The organism is uncultured Cyclobacterium sp. (genome assembly GCF_963977555.1).
GTDB lineage: Bacteria > Bacteroidota > Bacteroidia > Cytophagales > Cyclobacteriaceae > Cyclobacterium.
The window spans coordinates 144415-163860 of record NZ_CAXBPD010000014.1 but is presented as its reverse complement, the minus strand read 5'-3'; the positions used below and the strand labels follow the sequence as shown (position 1 = coordinate 163860).

Annotated in this window: 20 protein-coding genes; 9 read left to right on the top strand and 11 right to left on the bottom strand. The window is 37.6% G+C overall.

Features of this window, described 5'->3' with window-relative positions; translation table 11 throughout:
* Positions 1-35 precede the first annotated feature (35 nt).
* From AAC073_RS17305 to AAC073_RS17290, 4 genes are all read right to left on the bottom strand, one after another.
* Positions 36-1154 carry a glycosyltransferase family protein gene (locus tag AAC073_RS17305; RefSeq protein WP_339925057.1) on the bottom strand — a complete coding sequence of 373 codons (1119 nt, stop codon included), beginning with the start codon at positions 1152-1154 and terminating at the stop codon, positions 36-38.
* Positions 1155-1162: 8 nt separating this feature from the next.
* Positions 1163-1975: a UDP-2,3-diacylglucosamine diphosphatase gene (locus AAC073_RS17300; protein ID WP_339925056.1), complete on the bottom strand. Its 813-nt coding sequence runs from the start codon at positions 1973-1975 to the stop codon at positions 1163-1165.
* Positions 1976-2138: 163 nt separating this feature from the next.
* Positions 2139-3482 (bottom strand): ATP-binding protein, encoded by a 1344-nt coding sequence (locus AAC073_RS17295; RefSeq protein ID WP_339925055.1) that lies wholly within the window; start codon positions 3480-3482, stop codon positions 2139-2141.
* On the bottom strand, positions 3472-4851 hold the full coding sequence (locus tag AAC073_RS17290) for a sigma-54 dependent transcriptional regulator (protein WP_339925054.1): 1380 nt from the start codon (positions 4849-4851) through the stop codon (positions 3472-3474). Before AAC073_RS17290 ends, AAC073_RS17295 begins: the two co-directional genes overlap by 11 nt.
* A 203-nt stretch (positions 4852-5054) precedes the next feature.
* On the opposite strand from AAC073_RS17290, the gene AAC073_RS17285 reads away from it, so the two are divergent.
* Complete coding sequence (locus tag AAC073_RS17285; RefSeq protein ID WP_339925053.1) at positions 5055-5483, top strand: peptidylprolyl isomerase; 429 nt, start codon at positions 5055-5057, stop codon at positions 5481-5483.
* A 54-nt stretch (positions 5484-5537) separates the two neighbouring features.
* Here AAC073_RS17285 and AAC073_RS17280 read toward each other — a convergent pair whose 3' ends face one another.
* From AAC073_RS17280 to rsfS, 5 genes are all read right to left on the bottom strand, one after another.
* Positions 5538-5972 carry a hypothetical protein gene (locus tag AAC073_RS17280; RefSeq protein WP_339925052.1) on the bottom strand — a complete coding sequence of 145 codons (435 nt, stop codon included), beginning with the start codon at positions 5970-5972 and terminating at the stop codon, positions 5538-5540.
* Between the two features lie 152 nt (positions 5973-6124).
* Positions 6125-7006 carry a hypothetical protein gene (locus AAC073_RS17275; protein WP_339925051.1) on the bottom strand — a complete coding sequence of 294 codons (882 nt, stop codon included), beginning with the start codon at positions 7004-7006 and terminating at the stop codon, positions 6125-6127.
* Complete coding sequence (locus tag AAC073_RS17270; protein ID WP_339925063.1) at positions 6939-7724, bottom strand: UDP-2,3-diacylglucosamine diphosphatase; 786 nt, start codon at positions 7722-7724, stop codon at positions 6939-6941. The genes AAC073_RS17275 and AAC073_RS17270 overlap by 68 nt, the downstream gene beginning before the upstream one ends.
* Before the next feature lie 163 nt (positions 7725-7887).
* Entirely contained in the window at positions 7888-9924 is a 2037-nt protein-coding gene (gene ftsH / locus AAC073_RS17265) for an ATP-dependent zinc metalloprotease FtsH (RefSeq protein WP_339925050.1), read from the bottom strand.
* A gap of 68 nt (positions 9925-9992) precedes the next feature.
* On the bottom strand, positions 9993-10346 hold the full coding sequence (gene rsfS, locus AAC073_RS17260) for a ribosome silencing factor (RefSeq protein WP_339925049.1): 354 nt from the start codon (positions 10344-10346) through the stop codon (positions 9993-9995).
* A 100-nt stretch (positions 10347-10446) separates the two neighbouring features.
* Between rsfS and AAC073_RS17255 the strand changes: the two genes are divergently transcribed.
* The 7 genes from AAC073_RS17255 (at position 10447) to AAC073_RS17225 (ending at position 17043) form a co-directional block, all read left to right on the top strand.
* Positions 10447-11208 (top strand): biotin--[acetyl-CoA-carboxylase] ligase, encoded by a 762-nt coding sequence (locus AAC073_RS17255; protein ID WP_339925048.1) that lies wholly within the window; start codon positions 10447-10449, stop codon positions 11206-11208.
* Positions 11209-11274: 66 nt separating this feature from the next.
* Entirely contained in the window at positions 11275-12594 is a 1320-nt protein-coding gene (gene ahcY / locus AAC073_RS17250; RefSeq protein ID WP_339925047.1) for an adenosylhomocysteinase, read from the top strand.
* A 380-nt stretch (positions 12595-12974) separates the two neighbouring features.
* Positions 12975-13370, top strand: a complete 396-nt coding sequence (locus tag AAC073_RS17245; protein WP_339925046.1) for a DoxX family membrane protein — start codon at positions 12975-12977, stop codon at positions 13368-13370.
* Between the two features lie 6 nt (positions 13371-13376).
* Positions 13377-14042: a Crp/Fnr family transcriptional regulator gene (locus AAC073_RS17240; protein WP_339925045.1), complete on the top strand. Its 666-nt coding sequence runs from the start codon at positions 13377-13379 to the stop codon at positions 14040-14042.
* A 324-nt stretch (positions 14043-14366) separates the two neighbouring features.
* Positions 14367-14534, top strand: a complete 168-nt coding sequence (locus AAC073_RS17235) for a hypothetical protein (RefSeq protein ID WP_339925044.1) — start codon at positions 14367-14369, stop codon at positions 14532-14534.
* A gap of 29 nt (positions 14535-14563) precedes the next feature.
* The gene (locus tag AAC073_RS17230) at positions 14564-16750 is read left to right on the top strand and encodes an alpha-L-fucosidase (protein ID WP_339925043.1); all 2187 of its coding nucleotides are present in this window, start codon (positions 14564-14566) and stop codon (positions 16748-16750) included.
* A gap of 128 nt (positions 16751-16878) precedes the next feature.
* Complete coding sequence (locus AAC073_RS17225; RefSeq protein ID WP_339925042.1) at positions 16879-17043, top strand: DUF1328 domain-containing protein; 165 nt, start codon at positions 16879-16881, stop codon at positions 17041-17043.
* Positions 17044-17139: 96 nt separating this feature from the next.
* Here AAC073_RS17225 and AAC073_RS17220 read toward each other — a convergent pair whose 3' ends face one another.
* Both AAC073_RS17220 and AAC073_RS17215 read right to left on the bottom strand, forming a co-directional pair.
* A complete protein-coding gene (locus AAC073_RS17220) occupies positions 17140-17523 on the bottom strand; it encodes a DUF3037 domain-containing protein (protein WP_339925041.1) in 384 nt (127 codons plus the stop codon).
* Positions 17501-18295 carry a HipA family kinase gene (locus AAC073_RS17215; protein ID WP_339925040.1) on the bottom strand — a complete coding sequence of 265 codons (795 nt, stop codon included), beginning with the start codon at positions 18293-18295 and terminating at the stop codon, positions 17501-17503. The genes AAC073_RS17220 and AAC073_RS17215 overlap by 23 nt, the downstream gene beginning before the upstream one ends.
* 337 nt (positions 18296-18632) lie before the next feature.
* Between AAC073_RS17215 and AAC073_RS17210 the strand changes: the two genes are divergently transcribed.
* Entirely contained in the window at positions 18633-19205 is a 573-nt protein-coding gene (locus AAC073_RS17210; RefSeq protein ID WP_339925039.1) for a Crp/Fnr family transcriptional regulator, read from the top strand.
* Positions 19206-19446 lie beyond the last annotated feature (241 nt).

Below are 19446 nucleotides of genomic sequence, written 5' to 3'. Positions count from 1 at the left end.
GATGGTGCTTTTGGAGAAAGATACCAGAAATAGTATCAATAAGCATTGACTTTTTCATCGGAAGAAATTTCATTCACCATTTCAAAAACATGTTCTTCCAATGAGTTTTGCCATGCTTTATAAGTGGCATTCTTATGCTGAGTATCTTTTAGACTGCCAATGTATCGTTTCAAAACCTTAAGATCAAAGGTTTTAGACGCTTTTCCTGCGCCAGCTTTTTCGGCATCAATGGCATTACAATGCTGTTCATATTGTCCTTTTACGGGCACCATGAGAATGTTTTTACCTAGGTACATGGCCTCTCCTATAGATTCAAAACCTGCCGTAGTGAGAAATCCTTTGCATGTTGCCATCTTCTCTAAAAATAGGCTTTCATTGATTTGGTGAAAAACAAGGTTTGGAAGTGCTTCATAGGGATCCGAGACCCCTGAATTGTCCCAAAATGCCTGAATATCTGAATCTGGGTTTTCTTTAGCAGATTGGATCAATTCCTGCGCATATCCAGGGTTTACCACATAGGCCAGAAAAAAATTTTCTTCTCTTACCGCTGTTTTTTTTATAATTTCTTTTACCAGTGGAGGCCATACTTTTAGTCCATTTTTCCGATTGGCCGCAGATGGCTGCCAGAGGGACAAAGCAATTTTCACTGCAGCACCATGGCAAGTGATTTTAGTATTTAACTTAAATAAGAACTTGTTGATTTCACCCTGTTTGTAAAAATTGAAATCAGGATGAAAGGAGAGGTATTGATGTCCTATGGCAATAAATTTGGTTTTTGGTCTAAATATTAAATTGTACAGTCCACCCAAAATATCGTAAAAATTAATGATTCCATCTGGCTGGTGAAAACTGACTTGATGGTCAATTTGCTTTAAAGTCCGAAAAAACTGAGGGGATTTTTTTAAATTTTCGAATATCGTGGCCCTCAATTTAATGGATTTATTTGCCTTGTCGGTGATGAAATTAGGACTTGGAATGCTATAAACAGGACAATTAAATGAAGCTAAAAAGTAGGAGGGAATTTTTCTCCTTTTGCTTGTCCCTAAAATAACAGCAACGATAACGTGTCCCTGTTTTTCTAAAACATTTTTTAAAACCTGAGCTTGGGTCATGTGACCCCTGCCTTCTCCCTGAACGATAAACAAAAATTTCATTCTTGACTTTAGTAGAATTTTTTCGCCTGATTTACAGGTATATCTTTCATTTTTACGACCTTCTTGTTGTTCAGTTGACTAAAATCCAATTCATTATAGTATATGAGTTGCCAGTTTCCCTCATGATCTTCTGCTAGCGCACTTAGGGTTTCCACCCAGTCGCCCGAGTTATAGTAGTCAATCCCGTCTATGTTTCTTATCTCAGCTTTATGGATATGGCCGCAGATAATTCCATCACAATTCTTAGATTTAGCCACCTTGCATAACTCTTTTTCAAAATCATCGATATAAGTCACCGCCGATTTAACCTTAGATTTTACGTATTGAGAAAGTGAAAAATAGGGGAGTCCTTTTTTTCGGCGATACAAGTTAACTTGTGTATTGACCCAAAGTAAAAAGGTATAACCAATGTCCCCAAGATAGGCTATCCATCGAAGGTTGGTAGTGATATTGTCAAAGACATCTCCATGGGTTACAAAATACTTTCGTCCATGACTTTCGTATACCATGTCTTTGAGAATTGAAAGCCGGCCGATTTCCAGAGGGAGAATTTGATCTAAAAAATCATCATGATTGCCTCTTAAGTAGAATACCCGCGTACTGTTAGCATCCACCATTTTCAGGATCCTATTGAATACCCTGGTGTGTTTTCGCTTCCAACTGCCTGATTTTTTCAGTTGCCATCCGTCAATAATATCGCCATTAAGGATAAGGTTTTCGCAATGATATTGCTTTAAAAACCTGACCACTTCCTTTGCTTTGGAGCCTTTGGTCCCAAGGTGGATGTCGGAAAGAATAATTGTTTTAAAATCTGTTTCCAAAATGAATCTGTTTTGGAAGCAATTTAAGTAGTACAAATGAACTGGTAATGAACTACTTATTGTATAAATGCTAATTTAATGGCATTTTCATTCTGTTATGTGAACAAATTGTTATTTAGTGGTGTAGGGGTTCCATACAGCAACAGAATGGAATTGATGTAAATCAGGCATTAAAAATCAATTTGAAAACAGTGCCCACACCTACGCTAGACTTTACCTGCAAATTTCCCTTGTGGCGGCGCATGATTTGCTTAGATAAGCTAAGCCCTATGCCTGAGCCTTTTTGTTTGGTAGTGAAAAAGGGTATGAAGATTTTGTTTAGCGCCTCTTCTTCTATCCCTTTGCCTGTATCGGCTACTTCTAAAATGATCTTACCATTGTCATCTATATAAGCGCGGAGGTTAATTTTCTTTATCTCGGTCTCTTCCATCGCATGGACGGCATTTTGAGTCAGATTTATAAGCACCTGTTCGATTAATGCGCAATCCGCAAATAGCAACAGGTCTTTGGGTAAAATGTCCTTGTTGATTTTGACGGCTTTTTCTTCACATTGATTTTGAAACAAGATTTCTAGTCTGTCAAAAAGTTCCTCTATTTTGATTGCTGTAAATTTAGGATTGGGAATGTGGGCAAGACTTCTAAAATCACTGACAAAATTAATAAGCCCTTCGCTTCTTTTTTCTATAGTGGAAATTCCCATTTGATAATCCTGTAAATCTTCATGTGCTACAGAACCTTTATTTTTAATCTTACTTTTCAAATCAGAATTTATGGTTGCAGCCAATGAGGAGATAGGAGCAATAGAATTCATTATTTCATGGGTAAGCACTCTGATGAGATTTTGCCAAGCCTCCATTTCTTTTTCCTCAAGCTCGCTTTGAATGTTTTGTAAGGAGACTAATTTGAATTTCACATCCCTTAATACCAATTCAATCGCATAAACCGACAATTGCATTATCCCATCGGGATGGGCGATTTTGATTAGCTCACTTCCGCCAGTTCTCAGTTGGTCTATGGCCTGGTACAATTCCTTGTTAATTCCTGATATTTCCTGAATATGAGTCAATTTGTCAATGTTTAGCATTCGCTTGGCAGCGGTATTTAATATCTGCACACTTCCATCTGCCTCAAAGGTGATAAGGCCTATGCTTAAGTGCTGAAATACGGTGCGGAAATATTGAAAATTTGCTTCTTTCTCTAATTGGTCTTCCTTGAGTTTCGCCAGAATGGCGTTGAACTCTATGTGCAGGTCGTCAGTTTCAGTCCCATCAAACTTTACAGGATATACAGTAGCATAATTATTCTTTTTAATATTATCTAGGAACTGCCTGACTTTTTTGAAGCTACTTTCTGCATACCTGATCAAAAGAATCAATTGTACAAAAGTGACAATGAAAAACAATGAAATAGCAAATGCTCCTGCTTCATTGGTAATAATATACCCCAGTAAAAACAGACTCAATGCAAGGACAAAGACCCTGCCCATTAATCCGATTTTATAATCCATATTTTTCCAACCTTCTATAGAGTGAAGCCCTGGTTAATCCCAATTCTTTAGCAGCTTTGGAAATATTTCCACCGTTTTTATCGATCGCCTTTTGTATCATGTTTTTTTCGACCTCATCAAGGTTCAAGGAATTTGTATTTATTTTATCATTGGCAGGCTTTGCCGAAAGAAAAAAGAAATCTCTGCTGTCCAATTCTTCTCCTTCAGCCATTATTATGGCCCTTTCTATGGCATGTTGTAGCTCTCTGATATTTCCTGGCCAACTGTATCTTTGCAACAATTGGTGGGCACTGTGCTTTAATCCTTTGAATTGCTTTCTGTATTTAGTGGCGTAGACCTTTAGAAAATGATCTGCCAAGGTAGGTATGTCATCCTGTCTATCCCTTAGCGGAGGTAGGAATATTTCTACAGTGTTGATTCTATACAACAGATCTTGGCGGAAGGTGCTTTCTAAAATCATGTTGTGAATGGGCATATTGGTGGCGCATATCAACCGGATGTCTATGGGCAAAGATTTATTACTTCCAATCCTGGTGACCTCTCTTTTTTGGAGGGCTGTGAGTAACTTTGATTGAAGGGGCATACTAAGATTTCCTATTTCATCAAGAAATAAGGTGCCGTTGTCCGCTACTTCAAACCTTCCCGCCCGGTCTTCTTTTGCATCTGTATAGGCTCCTTTTTTGTGCCCAAAAAGCTCACTTTCAAATAGGCTTTCTGTAATGGCTCCCATGTCTACCCCTACAAAAATTTCATCATTCCTCTCAGATTGGTCATGGATAGCCCTTGCTATGAGTTCCTTTCCTGTGCCATTTTCACCCAAAATCAATACGTTGGCATCGGTTTTTGCTACTTTTTCGATAATGGAAAAAACATTCTTCATGGCAGCACTATGGCCGATGATTTCTGAAAATGGTTTTTTCATATCTGCCTGCAATTGCTTCTGCCGACTGGATAGTTTGTCTACCTGGTTGTAGCTTTCTTTAAGCTTAATGGCTGCAGACAGTGTGGCCAGCAATTTTTCGTTTTGCCAGGGCTTTAGAATAAAATCTGTAGCCCCTTCTTTAAGGGCCTGCACCGCCATTTCCACATCACCAAATGCGGTGATGAGTATGACCACTGCTTTGGGATCCATTTCTTTGATTTTTCTGAGCCAGTGAAACCCTTCCTTACCGGAAGTTGTGTCTTCAGTAAAATTCATATCCAGAAGGATGACATCGTAATTGTTGTTGTTGATCAAAAAGGGGATCCTTCTTGGATCCTTTTCGATGAACACTTCTTTTGCATGTTTTTTCAATAACATCTTGGCTGCAAAAAGAAGGTCCTCGTTGTCATCTACAATCAATATTTTGCCTAAATATTTATCCTCCATTGTTTTTTGGTTTACTACTGCTGAAATTATGCCAACCTTTTATCCCTCAATTTAGCAATATTTGTACGTTTTGACCTATAATCATGTTCGAAAGTGGACATTTTCTTTTCGATATTGAACACTAATGTAATCGATCACCCATATTTTTTAATCCCCTAAAATTTCTGTTACCTTTGTGCATCAAACAAAAAAAGATACAAACTATGTCTGTAGCAACTAAAGGAAATACCGTAAAGGTACACTACACAGGAAAACTTAACGACGGAACTATATTCGATTCTTCTAAAGATAGAGAACCTCTTGAGTTCGTATTGGGAGATGGCAAAATGATAAAAGGATTTGATGTTGCCGTAGAAGGCATGACGGTAGGAGATGATATCAGTGTAACCATTCCCACTGAAGAAGCTTATGGTCCAAAAAGAGAAGACATGATGTTGGATGTTCCTATTGATCAGGTACCAGCAGATATTAAGCCTGAAGTAGGTATGGATTTATCGATCCAAAACCAACAAGGTCAGCCTACCCCAGTAAAGGTTGTACATATTGACGAAACAAAAATCACATTGGATGCCAATCACCCACTAGCTGGAGAAGATTTGGTATTTGATATTAAACTTGTTGAAGTAGTTTAAAAATTGCTTCTCATCTTTAAAACAAAAAAAGGACTTGGTATTCAAGTCCTTTTTTTATTCCTCCAAACTGGCATCTTTTTCAAGCGTTCCGTGCGGATTGGCATAAATGCTTTTGGTCTTGTTGTATTTGGCATTACCAACTTCAACAACGAAAATTTTGCTATTGAGGTGGGTGAAATCATAATTTTTTTGTAGGCCTCCATCCGGCAAAAGTTGGTCTTGAAGGATCAAATTGCCTAAAATGTCAAATATTTTTACGTTTGTTAACTGGGCATTGGGTTTGTCTAAAATCAGCTTGAACTTTTTATTTCCAACTGATTTTAAATCAAAATTAATGGCAGGGGTGTTCAATTCCTTAGGGAATGAAATCTCGGTCTCAAAGGACCTGCTAACACTCTGGGCCTCTGCAGAAAATTTTCCGGAATAGAAAAAGATTAAAAAAAGGAGTACAGATAATATTATTGTAACGGTATATTTTTCTTCATTCATTAACGTCCAAATTGCAAAGATCGATCCGAATAATTTTAAAAATTCAACTTTAATTAATATAATTTAACAAAATTATAATTAATAAGGGGAATTATGGCCATAAAGCAATAAATATTATTTTGTTTTATGTAAGTGGTATCATTGCAATAGAATTAAAAATTTTTTGGACGCTCAAAAACCGAAACACCTTTTTCATTGGCTAAAATGAGCTGTTGATTGGATAATGCTAGGCGATTATATGTTTTAGCCGTAGGTAGGGCAATAGATTTAGAAACTTTTGTTAGATAGTTTGTTTTTACCAGTTGATCATTTATAATAGCATAAATAAAATCGCCATCGATTATAGCGCTATTATTGGCCGATAATGAGATTTTCTCTATAAAATTAGCCTGATTATCAAATATATATATCCCTTCACCTGCTACTTGAAGAAATAATAAATTATACCTCTCTATTAACAGGATAATCTCCAGCTCATCATCCTGAATTATAGTATTAATGGCTTGCGCTTGTTGCAGCTCATTATTGTTGAGGTTAACCTTTTTCAGATTGAGATCTGATTCATCATATACCCAAAGGCTATTGTTATTTCCCAAGCTGGCTTGGCTTATCCATCCGAATACACCTGCTTCAGCTATGGATTTGCTGATGATGGGATTCAAAAATCTGTCAAGAATTTCAAAACGCTGCAAAGGCGAGCTGAATAGAAAAATATTTACAGTTTTGAAAGCGTCCAAATGGGTAAGGGGAGCACTTAAGGAGGTGGCCAATTGATTGATTGATTCTCCTTTGGCATTGTATTGATAAAGGTAGCCTTGCTTATCAGTTATAAAAACATTTTCCTTGCCATCGGTTGATATTTTATCCATGCCAAGGATTTTAGCATCCCATAGTTTGACAAAGTCTTTTTGTTGTCCGAAGGTCAAAGGGACTATTGTAAAGGCCAATAACCATGTTAAGATCGTTTCAATTAGCCTTGATAGCATAGCCATTGTATTGCTTAAGTTGAAAGCTCTGCCCATCAAATTCTCCATAATAACATTGATTAACCCATTCCCCAAGATTAAAATATACAGAGGTGGAGCTAATCGGTAAGTTTAGCGGCAAATGTCTGTGACCAAACACATAATAATCAAAATGGATTTTACTTTCTATCTCCTTGCTGTATTGATACAACCATTCGTGTTCTTGCCCTTTAAATTCATCTTCTTTCTTTAACTCATTGGTCAGTCGGCTGTCTTTGGACCAGGCTTGGGCTATGGCTATTCCAATATCTGGGTGCAGCCATTTGAACATCCATTTGCATGCGCTGCTTGTGAAAAACTTTTTAAGTAGTTTGTACTTATTGTCACCAGGGCCTAGGCCATCTCCATGACCGACCAAAAATCGCTTTTGGTTTACCTGAATTTCTTGTGGATGGTGGAATACAGGGATGCCCAATTCCTCAGAAAAATAATCTTTCATCCATAAATCATGGTTGCCGGTGAAGAAAAACAAGGGAATGCCCCTGGTTCTCATCATTGTGATCTTGGCAAAGAATCGAAAAAATCCTTTTGGAATCACTTTTTCATATTCAAACCAAAAGTCAAATATGTCTCCAACGAAAAAAACCGCGGCAGCATCATCCTCAATTTCACCTAGCCATTTCACTATTTTCTCCTCTCTTTTTCGACTTGATTTGTCATCAGGTGTACCCAAATGAAAGTCAGAAACAAAATAGACCTTCTGAGATTTGTTTAAAGAGATTTTCATTTTATTGTCCAGATGGGTCGTACTTTGATTTGATGACATGGCTATTAAAGGATCGGTTTATCGTAATAAAATTACAGTTTACAAATAACTATTACTAACAATTGCTAAATCAAAAAAGGAGGGTTTCCCCTCCTCTTATCATATTTCGCACAAAGATTTAGATTTAATCTTTATTCTCTATAACGTCTTCTTTTTTATCATCTGAATCAGATGTTCCTTCCTTAACCTCAATTAAGGCAGTTTCTTCTTCTGATAACTTAGTAAACTTTTCGTAGGTTGTTTCCTTATCAAAGGGTCTTTTACCTATTAGTTTTTCTAAGTCTGCTTGAAACAAAATCTCTTTTTCTAATAGTTCCTTGGCAATTTTCACCAATTCTATTTTTTTATCTTTCAAAAGGTCAAGTGTCTTTTTATAGGCAAACTCGATCAACTTACGTACTTCTTCATCTATGGTCTGTGCCGTATTTTCAGAGTAAGGTTTGTCAAATTTGTAGTCATTGGATTTACTGTCGTAAAAGGACACATTACCAATTTTGTCATTCATACCGTACACAGAAACGATAGAGTAAGCCATTTTAGTAATTCTCTCAAGGTCACTCAATGCACCTGTAGATATTTTACCAAAGGTAATTTCCTCTGCAGCTCTTCCTCCTAGTGCCATGCACATCTCATCTATAAGTTGTTCTGTTTGGTATAGGAATTGTTCCTTAGGTAAGTACTGGGCATATCCCAATGCAGCTATTCCTCTAGGCACTATACTTACTTTAACCAATGGATCGGCATGTTCTAAGAACCAACCCGCAACAGCATGTCCTGCTTCATGATAAGCAACAATTTTCTTCTCTTCAGGAGAAATAATCTTATTTTTCTTCTCAAGACCTCCAATTACTCTGTCTACAGCATCTTGGAAATCCTGCATGTCTACAGCACTTTTATTACGTCTGGCTGCTATCAATGCAGCTTCATTACAGACGTTAGCAATCTCAGCACCTGCGAATCCAGGTGTTTGAGCCGCTAATTTTTTTGGCTCTATGTCATCAGCAGTTTTTATAGGTTCCAAATGAACTTTAAAAATTGCTTCTCGACCTACCATATCTGGCTTGTCTATGCTTATCTGTCGGTCAAACCTACCAGCTCTTAGAAGGGCACTGTCCAGAACGTCAGGACGGTTGGTTGCAGCAAGTACAATTACACCTGAATCTGTTCCAAACCCATCCATTTCAACTAGTAGAGAGTTGAGGGTGTTTTCACGCTCATCATTGGATCCAGGCATTTGACCTTTTCCTCTTGAACGGCCTATTGCATCTATTTCATCTATAAAAATGATACAAGGTGCTTTTTCTTTGGCTTGTTTGAAAAGATCACGTACCCTAGCAGCACCTACTCCAACAAACATTTCTACGAAATCAGAACCCGATAGGGTGAAGAACGGCACTCCTGCTTCACCTGCCACGGCTTTGGCCAGCAAAGTTTTACCTGTACCTGGAGGGCCGATTAATAGAGCACCTTTTGGTATCTTACCACCTAGCTTGGTGAATTTGTCTGGTGTCTTAAGGAATTCAACAATTTCTTCTACTTCTTCTTTTGCTTCGTCCAATCCAGCGACATTGTCAAAGGTGATTTTCACCTTGTTCTCAGCATCAAATAACTGCGCCTTTGACTTGCCAACATTAAAGATCTGTCCACCTGGTCCACTTGGTCCGGACATTCTTCGCATCATCATCCAAAACAGAAAGAATATTAGAATAAGGAAGCCAAAACTAGAAATCCAATTGCCCCAACTTTCTTCCTCTTTAGCGGAATAACCTATTCTTTCACCTTCGGGTAATTTTTCTTCCAGTTGGGTGTAATTCTCTATAAAGTTGTCAACTGAAGCAATTTTAATTTTATACTGCGGTCCTGTAGGATTAGAAAACCTGTTTTGGCCCTCAAGTTCGTCTTTATAACGTTGGTTTTCAAGTGCCTCATCTTTGAGGGTAACTTCTACATAGTTTTGGTTAAATATTACCGTTACTTTTTTAACATCGTTACTTAAAACCATGTCCTCAAAACGCTTCATCGTAATTTCAACTGTGGCAGTGTTTTGATTAAACCAAGTAACGCCGATCAAAACAATAACCGCAGTGATAATCAAATAAAGTTGAACATTCGGTTTTTGGGGAGGTTTTGGAACAAATTTTTTAGATTTATTATTACTCATGTCTATATTTTTAATGCTTAAATTTTTGTTAGAACGAATTAGATAAAGGAAAGTTTTTATCCATGAAGTTATTGAGGATTTATTTTAGTGATTTTTGCATCACCCCAGAGTTCCTCTAATTGATAAAATTCCCGCTTATCTTTTAAGAAAACATGAACAACTACATTTACATAGTCCAACAGTACCCATTGGCTGGTGCTTTTCCCTTCACTCATCCAAGGTTTTTCTTTATTCGTTTTGTAAACTTCTTCTTCAATCGCGCTGGAAATTCCCTCCACCTGTGTGTCGGATGTAGCTGAACAAATCACAAAAAAATCAGTCATCGTGCTAAAGATATCTCTTAAGTCCATCATTACGATGTCAGAAGCCTTTTTATCTTCCATTCCTTTTACTATAACTTTGCACAGCTCTTCTGCCGTCATATGTTTATTTATGGTGTATTTTAATTTTATTTACTTTTTATCCATAACTTGAGATGAATCAATAAATATCCAGATTATGGGATGAAATAACTAATTATAGATGCATAAAATCCTTGCCAATACTGTTTTTTTAGGAAAAGAAATTATAAACCTGACAGACTGTCATTCTACTAACGAAGTTGCCCTTTCTATGGTTCGGTCAGGGTTGGCAAAAGAAGGTACTGTCATCATTACCCCAAAACAAATACGAGGAAAGGGACAACGTGGAAGTCTATGGGAATCAGCGCCAGGTTGTAATTTGACTTTTAGTATGATTTTTTATCCGACATTCTTGTCTGTCGATGAACAGTTTATGCTTAATATGGCTATAGCCATTGGCGTACAGCAAGGGCTGAACCGTTTCATTAAAGGCGTAAAAGTAAAGTGGCCAAATGATTTTTATCTTGATGATAAAAAATTGGGAGGAATGTTGATAGAAAATCGCCTTAAAGGGAGGTTGTTGGAAAGTAGCATTATTGGACTGGGTATCAACGTTAATCAAATTGACTTCAGTGTAGGCAACGCCATTTCTTTAAGAAACGTTTCTGGTGAGAAATTTCATTTAGATGAAGTGCTAAATGTAGTTTTAGAAAAAGTAGAGCAACAATATCTTTACTTACAAAGTGAATCCTACAAATCCATAAAAGAGAATTATCAAAAGGTACTTTACCTGTTTGATGAGTGGGCGACTTATGATGATGGAGCGCTTTTTAGTGGTAAAATTACTGGAATTGGAAATTACGGGCACTTAGAAATGTGTAAACAAAATGGACAGTTTGTACGTTATGAGCTCAAACAAATAAAATTAATTAAAAAAGACTGATTTTCATTTGTGTCTACTTATAACTAAATTTGTCAAAAATTTCCTAGAAACTATATAATAAAAAATATGTCAGCGACAAAATCACAGGAATTCGTTCAGTATAAAGTGAAGGACCTTTCACTTGCAGCTTATGGACGTAAAGAAATCCGACTTGCAGAGAGTGAAATGCCCGGACTAATGGCACTTAGAGAAGAGTTTGGGGAAACCCAACCTTTAAAAGGAGCTAGAATAGCAGGATGTCTACACATGACCATACAAACTGCAGTATTGATCGAAACATTGGTTGCTTTAGGGGCTGAAGTAACCTGGTCTTCTTGTAATATCTTTTCAACACAAGACCATGCTGCTGCTGCAATTGCCGCTGCTGGTATTAGTGTATATGCATGGAAAGGACTTTCAGAGAAAGATTTTGATTGGTGTATCGAACAAACCCTCTTTTTTGGTGAAGAAAAAGCGCCTTTAAACATGATTCTTGATGACGGTGGAGATTTGACCAATATGGTTTTGGATAAATACCCTGAATTGGTAGGGAATATCAAGGGACTTTCCGAAGAAACAACTACTGGTGTCCATAGACTCTATGAAAGGATGAAAAATGGTACTTTACCAATTCCTGCCATAAATGTCAATGATTCTGTTACCAAATCTAAATTTGATAACAAATATGGATGTAAGGAATCCTTGGTAGATGCCATTAGAAGGGCTACCGATATTATGATGGCAGGTAAAGTAGCTGCTGTAGCTGGATATGGTGATGTAGGAAAAGGATCCGCAGCCTCACTTCGTGGAGCAGGTGCCAGAGTGATTGTATCTGAAATTGACCCTATTTGTGCCCTTCAAGCAGCCATGGATGGTTTTGAAGTGAAGAAAATGATTGATGCGGTCAAAGAAGCAGATATCGTTGTAACTGCAACGGGAAACAAAGACATCATTTCTGAAGCCCATTTCAGAGCCCTTAAAGACAAAGCCATTGTTTGTAATATTGGTCATTTTGACAATGAGATAGACATGGCTTGGCTCAATGGTACCTATGGAGACACTAAAGACGAGATTAAACCTCAAGTAGACTTATATAACATTGATGGCAATGATATAATTGTACTTGCTGAAGGAAGACTTGTGAATTTAGGTTGTGCTACCGGACATCCTTCGTTTGTAATGTCTAATTCATTTACCAACCAGACTTTGGCCCAATTGGAATTGTGGAACAACACTGACCAGTACGAGCCAGGCGTTTACATGCTTCCAAAGCATTTGGACGAAAAAGTTGCTGAATTACATCTTAAAAAACTAGGTGTAGAACTGGATCAATTGTCTGAAGACCAAGCAGAATACATAGGTGTGAGTGCTCAAGGGCCATTCAAGCCTGAATATTATAGGTATTAATAGTTGTCATTCATTTATATGGAAACCTCAACCTTACAGGTTGAGGTTTTTTTTATTGTATATTTTTACGATTGGGAAGTGCTTAATACCAGCTACTTAATAGGTCAGTCCAGCTATTTCTGGTGAGTTTGGACTGCTACCAGCTTTATACCTTTCTATGAATTGGGGAAATAAAAATCAGTTGACATTGTCATGCCTAATGTTTGATTTAGTATTTTGTGTAAATAATTTTAAAGCATCATTTGATAAGGGTTTTTCTAACTCTCCTATAGAAGTTTTTTATTGAAAGTAAAGCAGATTAATAGGGTTTTGAGAATAGAAAAACTGTTAATTTCGGAAATTGACGAAATGACCCTTTTCCATTTTAAAATAAGCATTTTATGAAATCAATTTCTTATGTATTCATTAGGTTAGGGATAGGAATTAGTATGTTGGGCCACGGGTTGGTGAGGATTCCTAAACTTATGGCTTTTAGTGAAGGAATGGTTGATAATTTTAAAGATTCAATCTTACCCGAGTTTCTGTTAATTCCATTTAGCCTTGCATTGCCATTTATAGAGTTTTTTATAGGTTTATTTTTGGTACTGGGTTGGCAAACCAAAACAGCAGCTTTTGGAGGAGGGGTTTTAATGCTTGTGTTGATAGGAGGAACTACTTTAATAGAGAATTGGGCAGGTTTGCCCACACAAATGATTCATTTATTGTTTTTTGTTTTGGTTTATGAGTTTAACAATGCCAATGGCTGGGCACTGGATCGCTCACAAGAAATTAAGTAAGGAAATATGATTCTTAAAGAAAACCTATCTGGCTTTTTGCCATTCTTTTCAGATTTACGCCTCTTAGATGCGCTAGCAAATGAAGGGAAAATCATGGAAATTAAAAGCGGTGAGACGATAATACAGCCAGGTCAATTCATTAAAATGGTTCCAATATTATTAAGTGGAAGCATTAAAGTTTTGCGTTTGGATGAAGAAGGGAGGGAATTGTTACTGTATTATATTGATCCAGGTGAAACTTGTGCCTTGTCACTGACTTGTTGCTCTTCCCATAGAGCTAGTGAGATCAGAGCAGTAGCAGAAGAGGACAGTGTATTGCTTAGCGTTCCTGTAGACAAACATGAAAAGTGGACGGAGGAATTCAAGCAGTGGAAAGATTACGTTACGGATTCCTACCGGATTAAATTTCAAGAACTGTTAAAGACTTTAGATGCTGTTGCCTTCAAGCGCATGGATGAAAGATTGATGCGCTATTTGGTGACAAAAATGAAGCAATTGAAAACCAATGAACTTGCTACCACCCATCAGGAGATCGCAAATGAATTGGGTACTTCCAGGGAGGTGATTTCAAGACTGCTCAAGCAATTGGAAAAAAAGAAATGGATCGAATTGGGTAGAAACGTAATCTATATCAGAGATGATTTTGAGGAATTGATTCACAAGTTGAATTGACCCCAATTTTAAGTCAGGTTCACTAGCTGAAAGCGCGTCAATAAAAGTCCGAATAATTGTGTTACTTGTTACCTGTTATTTAAGTTCCAGCTATTGTCTTTGTACTGGATTTATGAATCGTTTGTTTTCAGCATTTTTTATACTTAATTTTTCATCAGTATAATTTTCTTCTCAAAAGGGGATTAATGGCCCGAATATGACAATGGTGCCATTGACGTTTTGTCAGGGAATTATTTTAAATTAATCCCAACAGACCTGGAGATGAATGGCGTTACATTGTTCAGAATCTGATCTGTAGAAACCTGTGAATCAGCGCTGAAATCTTTGGAAGATAAATTTACCAGAGGCAGTTGCAATGGTGGAAAAGGAAATAGAGTGTTTTGCTTTTTCTTAGAAGCTTTGATCAAAGAACTAGGCAGGGGCAGGATGCATTTGAATAAAACACCAACTCCTTTACCGGAGAAAGCCCACTGGAATTTATTAGATCCTTAAGACTTCAAAGAGCAGCACTACTTTAGAAAATGTACCAATTTTCTATTTCAGAGGTGACCTATAAAGTAGGCTTTTACAATGCGAAAAATTTCTCAAACCCTGTAAAAATAATTTTGGTGTCTTATCTTGCCAATAAAAAAACAATAATGAACAGTAAATTATTTCTTTTTGGCCTTTTAGTAGTCTTATTTGTGAAGTGTCAACCCTCCCAGACGGAGCCACTGACTCCAGTACTTCCGATACCCGATGAAAGGCAACTTGATTGGCAAGGAATGGAGTTTTATGCTTTTGCCCATTTTAATATGAATACTTTCACCAATATGGAATGGGGAATGGGCGATGAAGATCCCGCACTGTTTAACCCTACAGATTTTGACCCCAAACAGTGGGCAAAGGTTTGCAAAGAGGCTGGGATGAAAGGAATTATCATTACTGCCAAACACCATGATGGCTTCTGCCTTTGGCCTACCGCTACCACTGAGCACTCTGTTAAAAATGCAGCTTGGAAAGATGGTAATGGAGATATTATCAAAGAAGTAGCTGAAGCTTTTAGAGCTGAAGGACTCAAATTTGGGGTTTACCTATCACCTTGGGATAGGAACAACCCAGAATATGGAACCCCTAAATATGTAGAGATTTTTAGAGCCCAACTTAGGGAGTTGCTTACCAACTATGGGGAGATTTTCGAGGTGTGGTTTGATGGAGCCAATGGTGGTTCTGGTTATTACGGAGGAGCGAATGAAGAACGTAGGGTCGATAAAAAGAATTATTACGATTGGCCTGGGACGATTGAAATTATCCGAGAACTTCAGCCTAAGGCCGTGATTTTTGGCGATGCAGGCCCAGATGTTAGATGGGTAGGAAATGAACATGGTTTCGCTTATCCAACTACTTGGTCCAATCTTTTGAGAGATTCTATTTATGGTGGAATGCCTGAATATTCAAAAAAATATTCATCAGGTCAGGAAAATGGAACGCATTGGGTACCGGCTGAATCGGATGTATCTATCCGCCCAGGTTGGTATTACCATCCTTATGAAGATCACAAAGTGAAATCACTACCCGAGTTATTGGATATCTATTACAACAGTATAGGAAGAAATAGCGCTTTATTACTTAATTTCCCTGTAGATAGGACAGGGCAAATCCATGAAAACGATGTAACACAGCTGATGAAATTGGTTGATAAGCTGAAGGAAGATTTCAGCCAGAAAATTTCATTGAACAGCGGTGATCTCTCTGCCTCTTCTGAAAATGGTCAATATGCTGTTGAAAATCTATTGAGTTCAGAAATGGGATCCTTCTGGAGCCCTGCTTCAGGCGAGGTATCTGCTAGCGTTACCATTGACTTTGATGGAGCCCGGACTTTCAATCGTTTTTTGGTTCAGGAAAATATTTCACTAGGACAAAGAGTGAAGTCATTTGAACTTGAAGTTCAAAATGAAAAGGGTGAATGGCAAAGCATAGCCAAGGAGACGACCATAGGCTATAAGAGAATCCTAAGACTTCCAGATACGAAAGCAACAGCTGTGAAATTCACCATTCATGATGCAAAAGACAGTCCCGTAATAAGCCATTTGGCCTTTTATGATGCGCCTAAATTATTACTGCCTCCAGTTGTGGATAGAGACAAAAATGGAACAGTAAAATTAAACGTTGTTGAGGAAGGGGTGCAAGTGTATTACAGTCTGAATGGTAAAGATCCTGTTCAGTCTGGTCAAGTTTATACCCAGGCTTTAGAAGTAATGCATCCGACCAAATTAAAGGCTGTGACCAAAGATCCAATTTCAGGTAAATTCAGTGAGGTGGTTGAGGTTAATCTGCAATTGGCTAAAAAGAATTGGACGGTAGTGGATGGAGGTGAGAACTCAGGAAATCTTATAGATGAAGATCCAACTACCAATTATATAAGTGATCAAAACTTAGCAACCATAGATCTGGGAGAAAATCAGGAAGTTTCAGGCTTCACCTATTACCCAATGCAAAACAGGTATTTGTCTGGCTTGATCAAAGAATTTGAATTCTACACGAGCCTGGATGGAAAAAGCTGGAAAAAAGCTACAGCCGGAGAGTTTGGTAATATCGCCAACAGTCCAATTGAACAAAGAATTGAATTTGACGCGAGGGCGGCAAGGTATATTCAATTAAAAGCAAAGAGTACCACTGATGCTGAGCCAGCAAGTTTTGCTGAAATTGGGGTGATATTGACCCAATAAAACAGAAAATTATCTCAAATGAACAAAATGGGTGTAAATTATTTGTATTTAGGGTAAAGTGCAGAATTTTGGATTGGTTTTTGTCTATTGGATTGGAAATAAATTCTTAACCAAAAACCACTGATACTATGTTAACTTGGGTAATCACATTTCTAGTAGTCGCTTTAATAGCTGCCGTTTTAGGCTTTGGAGGACTGGCTTCCAGCCTTGCATCAATTGCAAAAATCATATTTTATATTTTCATCGTCTTGTTGGTGATAAGTCTTATTGCTGGAGGAGTGAATGGATTTTAAATAAAAACCTACCCGATTGTAAAGATCGGGTGGGTTTTCATTTTTTAGCATCATCGATTATCAATAAGCTGATTGGAATTATGACAAAATTTTTCACTACATCACAGATTCTTCGAAAAGCTTTTGCAAGGTTTTCGTTAGGTCTTTGCTCAACCCAGGGTGAGGCCTTGAAGTTTGAATAATAGAACTTCTTACAGCAGTAAGCCACCTGAAGCGTGAAGCCAGGTCCATGGTTGCAATTTGTCCTCCATCAGATTTTCCATTACAAATTTTTTCAAATGAATTCAAGTTCAAAAGAATCATTTCAATATCAGCATCTGGATCTAAGGCTAAAATCTTCTCCTTGGAGAAATGGATTTTTACCCCTAAGAAGCCACTTTTATGGTCACATATAATCACACCAACATTAATAAATTCTTCGCGTTCCACCCTTGGTACCACGCGCAAGACCGCATATTCATATAAGTGATTTTCTTGCATCGTCTGCTTCTTTGGTGAATTGATCTGCATAAGACAATCTTAGCTTTAGAAAATCAGCATAGACTGTTCGCAGTTCCTCTGCATTTTCTCCGTCTCTTCCTGCCAACAACCACTCATCTGGTATCAGCGAAACAATGGCTTTAATCTTATCTTCATTTAAAATAGAAGTGAATTCATCATTCACCTCAGCCAAACTTTCAGCTTGTTGCAGTAACACATGGTTGGCGATAATCGGGAATGATTTGGTTGCATTTTCTTTCCATCTTGTCCATCCATGCTGAAATAGAAATGCGGCACCATGGTCAATGAGCCAAAGCTCTCTGTTCCACATCAACATATTTGTGTTTCTAAAGGTCCGGTCCACATTGGTGATGAACATGTCAAGCCAAACGATTTTTGAAGCCAACAAGGGATCTACCTTTGAAACCAAAGGATCAAAATTGATGGCTCCGGATAAGAAATGCAAAGCGAGGTTTAAGCCTTGGCTACCCTTTAATAAATCCTGTATCTCTTCGTCTCCTTCAGATCTGCCAAATGCTGGGTCCAGGTTGGCAAAGACAAGTTCGGGAATTTTAAGCCCCAGCAATCGTGCGATCTCTCCGCCAAGGAGTTCTGCTATCAATGCTTTTTCACGTTGGCCTGCACCACGGAATTTTAATACGTAATTAAAACCATCATCAGCAGCTGCAAGTGCTGGAAGTGATCCACCTTCCCTTAAAGGCTGCATGTACCTGGTCACATTTACTGTTCGCAATTGTGGTAATTGTTCCATAGATTTTTGTATATGGGTTTGTATGGAAATTGTGTAAACCCTTCCTACCTGCAATTTGGGGCTAATTAATGAACTAAACCTGAATAGAGAACAGAATTTTAAATAAGGATTGAAAATTATTATTAACCAAATGTTTTTTTCTTGCTTTATCGAATCAAGAAGACACAGGCACTGCAAATTCATCTTATTTTTTTGTAGCTTCACCTTTAATGATTATCACCAATTGGGTAGTAGGACCATAGCTCAAGAGCTGCCTGATTAAAGAAACAATAACTGTAGCAACTTTGCAGGAGAATTTCGCTTTTAAAACAATTGTTTTCCTATACCCTAGACATTTATGAATATTTCGGATTTTTTAAAAGCACTGGTGCCATTTACAAACGATGAATTGGATGACATTCTCAAACACTTTAAAAAAGAAGGTTTTTCAAAGAATCAAATGCTTGTTCACCAAGGTGAGGTTTCTAAAACCTTGTACTTTATAGAAAGTGGACTGGGTAGAAGCTTTTACCTCAATCAGGCGGGGAAAGAAATCACCCAATGGTTTTTTGGTAGTGGGAAATTTATGGCCAGTGCGGATAGCTTTTTTCAGCAATGTCCCAGTTTGTATTTCATTGAGGTTTTAGAAGATGCCGTGATATACAGTATCACAAAAGAGAAGCTGGATGAATTGTTCGATACTTATCCTAAAATGGAAAAGCTAGGAAGGTTGGTCAGCACCGAAATGCTCACCAAAGTAGTGAATAAATTAAATGCCATTCAATTTCAGACTGCCAAAGAACGGTATGAATACATGCTGGCTGAGTTCCCAGACATTTCTTATCAAGTTTCATTGGGTCACATCGCTTCCTATTTGGGCATGACGCAAGAAACATTGAGCCGTATCCGGAAAAGCAATTCAAGTAAGTAGGTTGTAATTGAAAAGTTTTTATCGAAATCGGTCACTCTTGACAAAATAAAATACCAGACTTTTTCTGGCCTTCAAAGGTTATGGTTTTTGGAGTAGGGTGGAAGGCGTTAAAAAGAAGAGTTAGCTCCATAAAGAGATCCACTCTTTTTTAGCCAATAAGGATAAGATACAATTTTAGAATATTCGCCCGACATAATCTATATTTCACTTTTTGATATAGGTCAAAAGATAATCGCTGCTA